This is a genomic window from Bradyrhizobium sp. UFLA05-153, assembly GCF_054185185.1.
The window spans coordinates 1-8,662 of record NZ_JBBIAM010000209.1 but is presented as its reverse complement, the minus strand read 5'-3'; the positions used below and the strand labels follow the sequence as shown (position 1 = coordinate 8,662).

The 8,662-nt window shown below is 56.7% G+C and carries 7 protein-coding genes; 1 reads left to right on the top strand and 6 read right to left on the bottom strand.

Features of this window, described 5'->3' with window-relative positions; translation table 11 throughout:
• Positions 1 to 350 precede the first annotated feature (350 nt).
• The 6 genes from Q2941_RS49280 to Q2941_RS49255 all read right to left on the bottom strand — a co-directional run bounded on the left by Q2941_RS49280 (position 351) and on the right by Q2941_RS49255 (position 6,535).
• A complete protein-coding gene (locus tag Q2941_RS49280; protein ID WP_458197197.1) occupies positions 351 to 1,658 on the bottom strand; it encodes a type II toxin-antitoxin system HipA family toxin in 1,308 nt (435 codons plus the stop codon).
• On the bottom strand, positions 1,658 to 1,912 hold the full coding sequence (locus Q2941_RS49275; protein ID WP_458197196.1) for a helix-turn-helix domain-containing protein: 255 nt from the start codon (positions 1,910 to 1,912) through the stop codon (positions 1,658 to 1,660). The genes Q2941_RS49280 and Q2941_RS49275 overlap by 1 nt, the downstream gene beginning before the upstream one ends.
• A gap of 719 nt (positions 1,913 to 2,631) precedes the next feature.
• Entirely contained in the window at positions 2,632 to 4,074 is a 1,443-nt protein-coding gene (gene phnY / locus Q2941_RS49270; RefSeq protein ID WP_458197195.1) for a phosphonoacetaldehyde dehydrogenase, read from the bottom strand.
• A gap of 163 nt (positions 4,075 to 4,237) precedes the next feature.
• Positions 4,238 to 4,726: a thiamine pyrophosphate-dependent enzyme gene (locus Q2941_RS49265; protein ID WP_458197194.1), complete on the bottom strand. Its 489-nt coding sequence runs from the start codon at positions 4,724 to 4,726 to the stop codon at positions 4,238 to 4,240.
• 8 nt (positions 4,727 to 4,734) lie between these two features.
• Positions 4,735 to 5,400: a thiamine pyrophosphate-binding protein gene (locus tag Q2941_RS49260; RefSeq protein WP_458197193.1), complete on the bottom strand. Its 666-nt coding sequence runs from the start codon at positions 5,398 to 5,400 to the stop codon at positions 4,735 to 4,737.
• Positions 5,401 to 5,458: 58 nt separating this feature from the next.
• A complete protein-coding gene (locus tag Q2941_RS49255; protein WP_458197192.1) occupies positions 5,459 to 6,535 on the bottom strand; it encodes a methyltransferase in 1,077 nt (358 codons plus the stop codon).
• A gap of 664 nt (positions 6,536 to 7,199) precedes the next feature.
• On the opposite strand from Q2941_RS49255, the gene Q2941_RS49250 reads away from it, so the two are divergent.
• The coding region (locus tag Q2941_RS49250) for a flavin-containing monooxygenase (protein ID WP_458197191.1) at positions 7,200 to 8,662 on the top strand (1,463 nt) is incomplete at its 3' end.

Below are 8,662 nucleotides of genomic sequence, written 5' to 3'. Positions count from 1 at the left end.
GCTCCATGCGCTTCCCGGCTTGTCGGTCACGATAGGGACGCTGTTGTTTCGTGGGTTGCGAGGGGGGCACCCTATTCGGGCACGGCCTACACTTTCAAGCCGGGTTGTCCTCCAGCGCCTTATCCCGTCACTGAGAAGCAACAAGAAGGAAATTCTCATACTGACCGGAGCTACCCCAAGTCGAAAATCCGCTTTCCTGTGATGTCGTCGCAACCTCAAGGCAATCAAAGCACGCCACTCTGATCTTCGACGTTAACATCGGCGGTGACGAATAGAGGATGTCCGCTTTGCCCTGCCTTCGCCTGGCTTACATTAGATCCAGCTTTGGCAGGCTGCGTGGCTAATAGGCGTCAGGTGTCGCTTATAAGGCGGATGCGTTTAGTTGCCCCTCCCCTTATTGAATTTGCCAATTCTTCAGGGAAGCCCTTGGGAAGCGCTTTCTGTACCTTTGCAAAGGTAGGTTCAAAGTTTTCAACGAGATTCTTGAAGATCGCGTGGACCACATGGTCGCCTACACCCGAGATTTCGGCCGTCTGTATGAAATGACGCGGCAGGATATCATTGATTGCATAATGTCGGTTCTTGCCGACGGACATCGCAAGTTTAAACGCTTTGCGCTGAATCTGCTTGGCATCAAGGCTGGGCTGCGCGCTTAAGACATCGTAGAGCGGCGTGAGGCGAAAGCGACCGCCAGGCCTCAAGAAGAGGCTAAAATTCTTGGCATGACCATCGGTGGCGCCGATGAGCCAGAATACGATGTTTGCCCGCAGAAATGTCGTGAGATCTTCGGTCGGGGCATCGCTGCCTTTCAGTAGTTGTAGAATGTCTTTCATCCCCGGTCCGCCATCCGATTGATATTTCCGGGTGGAAGGTACCGTCAAGGCCTGACAGCAATCTTCCTGCGGAAGGCGAAGCAACCGCTTGTCGTTTGTCCAGCGGCGATCAAAGCGCTCGACAATCAGCGTACGTCGCTCACCAAAATCCGCGATCTCGACATTGGCCGCCGGTACGTCGAGCGCTGCCAACAGCTTGAGACAAAAATATTCGTTCTCGACGCTGTTCGATAGATCGATGCCGTTTGGCAGACGGCCGATTTGAGGCTTCAAGATATGCGTCGTCGCGGTTGTGCCTGTCGGTTTGTACCATTTACCGTCACGGCGCAGCAGAGCCGTTTTCTCTTGGGCGCCGGCAATAGAGATTCGAAAATCCTCGTCCTCTCCCATCCCGAGTGGAGCCGCAGTGAGGTTCTGGATGATGGCCGCGACTTCACTGTCGCTAATGGGTTTACCTTTGATCTCTCCTGCAAGTCCTGGATCAATATCCTGAGGAAGAAATTGGAGCGCGCCAACGCAATCGTGCCCAAGCGCGCCGAGCATGCTGTAGACATCGGTTCCATTCGCTCCGACCCTTTCCGCGACGCGTTTGCGGATGGCTTCGCGGTCCGGCAATAGGTTGTCGAACACAGCACTGACAGGGGCGCCGATATAACGGTCTTCGCGCAACGGCAGCGACAGTGAGATTGGAAAAGTCGAGTCCCAGGAGAGCCAGTGCGGATGATAGCGAAAGTCTATTGCGCCGCTCGACTCTCGCCGTAGCACTCCGGCTAAGCGCGCGTTCACGAACACGTTCAACGGCGCATTTGCTGGGGGCCGGCCCATTAGAAAACGCTTTCAATATCTGCAGCGCTGGCCTTGCTCCGGGTACGGATGACCAGTTCAAGATTGAGGGCGGCCAAGACTTCCATAAGCGTTCGAAGCTGAATGGCGGGTGCGCCCGCCTCCAGCCGGGACACGGTGCCCTGCCGCAGGTGAATCTGCTTTCCCAGGCCTGACTGGGTAAGCCCAACCTGCTTGCGAGCCCGACGCAAAATGGCTCCCAGTTGTTTTTCTGTGCGGGCGATGTGTTCCATCATATCGAATCTCCGCAGGCATGATACGCAAGCGCGTATAAAATGTCAATATACGCGAATGCGTTTATTTTGCCAATATACGCGATCAGGTATAATTATAAGATATACGCGATCGCGAATTTCCTTGTCGCAGAGTTCCGCCCACGCTTACTGCCACCTAGCGCCGCTCTCACAAGAAAGCTTTCGCATCCAGTGCCCATATGTCGGGTCAGCCGAGCAATGCCCGCTCCGCTGCAGCCAGTTCCTCGCTGTCATCGTGGCGAATACCTCGCCCGCAGCTACTACAACAAAGCCAGCCACCGGAAGCAAAACTCGCTCGGACCGCGCTCTTCCGAAACCGAAAAGATGAAGGCCGACGTCGCGATCGACGAAAGGGCGAGCCGGCGCGCATCGTTGCTCCAGATCCACGGGTTTGGGCCGCCCAAAAGCTTGGTTGTCCGGAGCCGCTCAAGCGCCAACGAGATGCAGCACAGGCAGAAGCTGTGGGCGCCGCGGCGCGGGGACTAGCGGTTAGGCTCGACAAGAACGGAGGCCGGCATAGTGGGCGCCGATCATCGACCGCGCCATGATGATTAGCATGGTGCCGCTGCTTGTCGGCATGATGGTCGCGGTATACTCGGCATGACGACGATCATCGTCACCGGCATTATCATATCCTGCAGCAGCACCACCAGGATCGCGATCGGTGCCGCCGGCAATGCTGGCGGCCCAGCGCCGTCGGCCTAGACTGGCCATGGAAGCGAGTATGTCTTCAACTGTGTGAAGCTGCGCATCGCCTCCAACACGCCCTCCTTGTGCCCGAGCCCGGACTGCTTGATGCCCCCGAATGGTGTCAATTCGGTGCGATATCCGGGAACTTCCCACACGTTGACGCAGCCAACGGCAAGACCGTTGATAAGCTTCGTCACATGATCAAGCCGGTTGGAACAGACTCCGGCAGAAAGTCCGAACTTCGTTCCGTTCGCGATCGAAATGATCTGATCAACGTCGTTCGGGCAACGGATGATCGGCAGCACGGGTCCAAATGTTTCTTCAATTACCAGTTCGGACGTTGGTGAGACATGGTCCAATAGGGTAGGCGGATAAGATGCGCCATCAGGCCGGTTGCCGAGCAATAGAGTAGCACCAGCAACGACGGCATCGGTAACGCGTCGCGCAATCAGTTGGGCCGCCTCTTGATTGATGACGGTGCCGAGGTCAACCGATGGATCGCTCGGATCGCCAATCGAGAGCTTCCGCATGTGATGGAGCGCCCGTTCGGCAAATTCGTCGGCGACGGAGTCAACCACCAATGCCCGCTTGACGGCAGTACATCGTTGACCCGAGTTCTTGATCGCTCCGTGGACAGCCAGATGCGCCGCCCGATCGACATCCGCGTCCTCAAGCACGATGATTGGGTCGTTCCCACCGAGCTCCAAGATGAGCTTCCGGTAACCGGCCCGTTCTGCAATGTGGTGCCCAACGCCAACGGAGCCAGTAAATGTCACCAGCTCCGCATCGGGATCAGTGAACACCGCGTCTCTTAAGGCGCCAGGGGCTCCTGTCACGATCGAAAGCATACCCTCCGGCAGCCCTTGCTCGTACAAAATCCTGCCTAGTGCCAAGGCAGTCAACGGCGCCAGCTCAGACGGCTTTAGGACCACGCGGTTGTTTGTCGCTATGGCAGGGGCAAGTTTGTGGCTGACGAGATTGAGAGGATGGTTAAACGGCGTGATAGCTGAGATCGCACCGACGAGCGGTGAGCGCATGGAAAAAATGCGCCGATCATGAGGGGTTGCGCCAATGTCAGATGGATAAATCTCGCCCTCGCTCTGGATCAAGGCATGGGCAGCAAATGACCAGACGTCGCATGCACGCCCGGTTTCATGCAAGGCGTCCTTCAGGCAGAGACCGGTTTCCGCCGTGATAAGCCGAGCAAACCGGTCTTGATCCCTTTTGAGGGCGCTTGCCGTCCCCAGGAGGATATCCGTTCGCTCACGGCGTGTGAGCCGAGCATCAGTCCGTGCGGCTGCCTCAAATGCTTGGCGTGCATGCTCCGGTCTGGCCTGCGGGACCCTCCCAAGAAGCATTCCCGTAAATGGATTGCGGACTTCGATTGTCACGTCCGAATGGGTAGGCGCGCCCGCGATGAGCATTGGATGATAGTCATGATCGTTATCGTACATGCCGTAACTCAATTGGTTGGTGGTCGATCTGAGATCCGTACAGGGCTATCGTTCCTTCGAAGAGGACTGTCGACCCGAAAAGGGCAGGCGGCCGCTTCTCTGATGACAACCCTGTTCATCCTAAGAATAGAGCGGTGAAAATCAGGCGTAGGCGTCCATGGATCTATGACACCAGTCCCCTTTTTCTGGCTATTGCGGGCTCATTACCGCGAATTTCGACGCAGCGCTGAAACATGGTCTTGTTCTGTAGCGGAGAATATCGACTCGTGACGCGAGGAAGCTGAAAGGGATGCAGGCGGTTGACCTTGCAAACCACGAAGTGAGGGCCGTTACGCTGGGAGCATTGCCGCATGGCAATCGTGATATGCTCGGCCCGCTCACAGCGGGTAGCCGTTCGATACCCGCAGGCGGACGCGACAGCTTCGAGCGATGTCGTTCGTGACGTCGAGAGCTGACCGCCCGTCGAAACGTACCCTTCGTTGTCCAGCACCACATGGATGAGATTTTGGGGGCCGGCATAGCCAATTGTTGATAGGATCCCCATGTGCATCAGCGCGCCGCCGTCTCCATCCAATGCCAGGACCGGCCGGTTAGGCGAGGCCAGCGCAAGCCCTGCCGCAACCGCGCTGCAATGCCCTAGGGAGCCCTGCATGTAGAAATTCAGAGGACGATCTTGGACACGGAACAGCTCACGAGAGATGAATCCGGTCGTCGAGACAATGAGAGTGTCAGTCTCGAGCTGGTCGCAAACCAGCTCAATGGCGTGCCCGACACTGACCCCGTAATGAATTGCATCAGTCCGTCTTTTTTGGCCGCGCCACAGTCGGATAGCTGGCCTTGCCGAAAGAGCAACGCAAATGGTGCGGCGCGATGAAAGGCATCGCTACCGCGCGCGAGCGCGTGATCCAACCCTGACTCGGTCCCATCGAAGTCACACCAGTCAATAGAGAGCTCGTTCAGAAGAGCTTTGGTCTTGGCGCCCATGATCGCGTGTTGTGGCTCGTCGGCAGATTCTTCGGGGTGGCCGCGAACGGATAAGAGAAGCAGGAGCGGAATTTTGTTGACCATCAATAGAGATGTCAGCGGATTGATGATGTTGCCGAGCCCGGAATTTTGAAGCGCAACGACTCCTCGGCGACCTGAGAGCACCGCGCCAGCAGCTAGCGCAACTGCGCTGCCTTCATTGGCGGCAGGAACGGTCAGGAATCCAGAAGTTTCAGCCACTTGGTCAAATAAATCGCCAAAGTTGGAACAAGGCACGCCAGCAAAAACACTGTATCCGGCCGCGCGTATCTTCGACAGCAGAACGCGGGTCGGAATAGACATGTCGTGCTCACGCGATTCATGGAGTGGAGCGGCGGAATCGGCCGTTTCCCCAAAGCGGTCAGGCGTTCTTTCTCGCGACGATGAGACTGCGGTTGCAGATGGATTTGTGGTAGTCGATCTCTTGAAAGCCGGCGCTCTCGAGCATGATCCGCATGTCCTCAAAGGTGTAACAGCAGCCTTCGTAGCCTGTCGTAAGCAGCACGGAGTATTCTGCTTCGGCAGCGGGGGACGGGCGCCCTCCGCGATCGTCAGGGTGACAGCTGTAAATTGCGATGCGACCACCGGAGGCAATGCTGTCAAAAGACTTAGTCAGGAGCAGATGGACCTTGTCTGGTCCCCAATTGTGAAGGACATGCGAATAGAGGTGGAGGCTAGCATCCCGGGGCAGTGGATCGACGAACATGTCGCCAGCTATGACATGGGCACGACCCGGGTATAAATTGCGGCCTGCGAGACACGTCCTTGCAAGCTGATCAACGGGCGGACGCTCAAAGATCGTTGCCGAGAGTGAAGAATAGCGCATCAACAAGTGCGCGGAATAGATGCCCGATCCCCCAGCTATATCGAGTACAGAAGTCTCATTCGTGCAATCGAGCAGCTTAGCGAGGTGCGGAGCAAAGATCCGTCCGCGTTCCTCCATTCCGCGCGTGTTCAGATCGGCAAACTCGTCGGTCTGCATTAACGCGTCCCAGGTCTTGGTTACGCCGCGCTCAACGTGCCAGGTGTCCGAACCATCCTGCCGTAGGATCTCATAAAGTTCCCGAACAGAAGGCTTATACTTCATGGTTGCAATATACGAGGCGACATTGTCCGCGGAATTGCCGCTCAGATACTGAACGGCTGTGGCCGTTGCGTGCAGCCGGCCGGATTCGTTGGAGATCAGGCCCCACGATTCGAAGAGTCGAACCATGGTGCGCGTTGGCCGCTCCCGAAGAGAGAAATGAAGTCGTAGTTCCTCCTCGGTTACCGGATGACCATCCAGGTAAGTAAAGAGATCGAGCCATGAGACTGCTGCGATATAGAGATCAGCGGCATAGGAGCTGTCGCGCCACTTGATGATTTGTGCAATATCGGGAGAGTAAACAGGGGCGACTTCAGAGATATCGGCGCGTGACGTCAGTGCAGACGATTGCATTGCCGCAAGTCCCTTCTCAGAACGATTTGCATCAATGGATGAGCTATTGCTGAATCTCGGCGAGCTCTGGTGCGATGTTCAGACATTAATCAGTGACACATGTCTGTCATCTAGAGCAATTGCTAATGTTGGTAGTTGACCCTTTCCAAACTTGCATGCCGCACGATATTGTAGGAGTAGCGGCCAAGCTCCGACAATCGCAAGCTGTTCGATTGTTGGTGAGAAAGAGCTAAGCGCGGCGTGCCCAAGACTCGGCAATCTTGTTTTGCGGAGCACCTCTTCGCATGCTTGGCGTCGATACAAGCGCGACGCTTCCTCTAGACAGTACAACAGGTCACCAACATCGAAGCCGGTTGGCGGGCAATCTCTTGCGCTCGCGTGGTCGCTCGCATGCCGGTCGGTACCGGACCGTGTCGCGTTGGTAGCGATACGCATCCGGCTTCAGAACGCGGTCTTCTTAAGCCATATCCAGTGCTGCGACGCGAGCTGGTGGCGGTGTGGCACTTCGGACGTATGTCGCAACTGCGTCAATGCGTGCAAGGCACCGCAGCCTAGCGCGGACGTTCTAGTAGTTGTCGTTAGGCTTGACTATCGCGACCAGCAACTACTGGTACGATACTTGCTGCTCTCCTTGCCGGGGCCTCAAAGGCACACAGGAGGAGAAATGACCCAGCCCACGATCAGGGCCAATGGTGGTAATGGCGCGCATGCGACAGCGAAATTCGACGCTGTGGTCATCGGAGCCGGCATTGCCGGCCTTTATCAACTCTACCGTCTCCGAGAGCTCGGGCTGAGCGTCAGGGCGATCGACGCGGCCTCCGGTGTCGGCGGCACTTGGTATTGGAACCGATATCCCGGTGCGCGCGTCGATTCAGAAGGCTACGTCTATCAATACCTTTTCTCGGAAAATCTCTACAAAGGATGGAGCTGGAGCGAAAAGTTTCCGAGCCAGCCGGAAATCGAACGCTGGCTGAATTACGTAGCGGACGAGCTTGATCTGCGCAGAGACATTCAGTTCAGCACGACCGTCCAGAGCGCTCATTTCAATGAAGCGGCGGAACGATGGGTGGTCACGACCGACAAAGGTGATGTGATAGACGCCCAGTTTCTCATCACTTGTTGCGGCATGCTCTCGGCGCCCCATGTGTCCTTCCCGGGGCAGGACACCTTCAAGGGCCAGGTGTTTCATACGGCGCGATGGCCGCAGCAGCTGGTCGATCTTGCTGGGAAGCGTGTGGGCGTAGTCGGTAACGGAGCAACGGGGATCCAAGTCATTCAGACGATCGCGGAAGAGGTTGGCCATCTTAAGGTATTCGTCCGCACGCCGCAGTACATCATCCCTATGAAAAACCCCAAGTACGCCGCCGCGGACGTCGTAGCCTACAAGTCAAAGTTCAAAGCCCTTGTCGAGAGGCTGCCGCATACGTTCACGGGCTTCGAATATGACTTTGAATACGCCTGGGCCGATCTCCCCCCTCAACAGCGCCGCAAGGTGATAGAGGATTGCTGGAACGACGGTTCTGTGAAGTTGTGGATTTCATCCTTCGCTGAACTGTTTTTCGATGAAGCGACTAACGAAGAGATCTCCCAATTCGTGCGCGCGAAGATGCGCGAGCGGCTTAGGGATCCTAAGCTGTGCGACCTGCTGATCCCAAGCGAATACGGATTCGGCACTCATCGGGTACCTTTGGAGCAGAATTTCCTCGAGGCGTTCCATCGACCCAATGTGGAGATTGTCAGTGTCAAGACCAACGCAATCAAGCGCATCACAGCCGAAGGCATCCAGACAGCGGACGGCACGGTTCACCCGCTTGACGTCATCATCCTGGCGACCGGATTTGACGCAGGAACGGGCGCTTTGACCCGTATCGACATCCGCGGTCGCGACGGACGATCACTGAAGGAAGAATGGGGCAGAGACATTCGGACCACTATGGGGTTGCAGGTGCACGGCTATCCGAATCTCTTCACGACCGCGGTGCCGCTTGCTCCCTCGGCAGCGCTTTGCAACATGACCACCTGCCTGCAGCAGCAGGTCGAGTGGATAACCGGATGCATCAGCTATCTCCGTGGCAAGAACTTGAACGTGATCGAGCCCACCAAAGAGGCGGAAGATAAATGGGTGGC

Excerpts from the sequence above, each read along its gene's own strand:
- Q2941_RS49280 (WP_458197197.1), bottom strand. The coding sequence starts at position 1,658 with ATGGGCCGGCCCCCAGCAAATGCGCCGTTGAACGTGTTCGTGAACGCG.
- Q2941_RS49275 (WP_458197196.1), bottom strand. The coding sequence starts at position 1,912 with ATGATGGAACACATCGCCCGCACAGAAAAACAACTGGGAGCCATTTTG.
- phnY (WP_458197195.1), bottom strand. The coding sequence starts at position 4,074 with ATGTACGATAACGATCATGACTATCATCCAATGCTCATCGCGGGCGCG.
- Q2941_RS49265 (WP_458197194.1), bottom strand. The coding sequence starts at position 4,726 with ATGCAGGGCTCCCTAGGGCATTGCAGCGCGGTTGCGGCAGGGCTTGCG.
- Q2941_RS49260 (WP_458197193.1), bottom strand. The coding sequence starts at position 5,400 with ATGTCTATTCCGACCCGCGTTCTGCTGTCGAAGATACGCGCGGCCGGA.
- Q2941_RS49255 (WP_458197192.1), bottom strand. The coding sequence starts at position 6,535 with ATGCAATCGTCTGCACTGACGTCACGCGCCGATATCTCTGAAGTCGCC.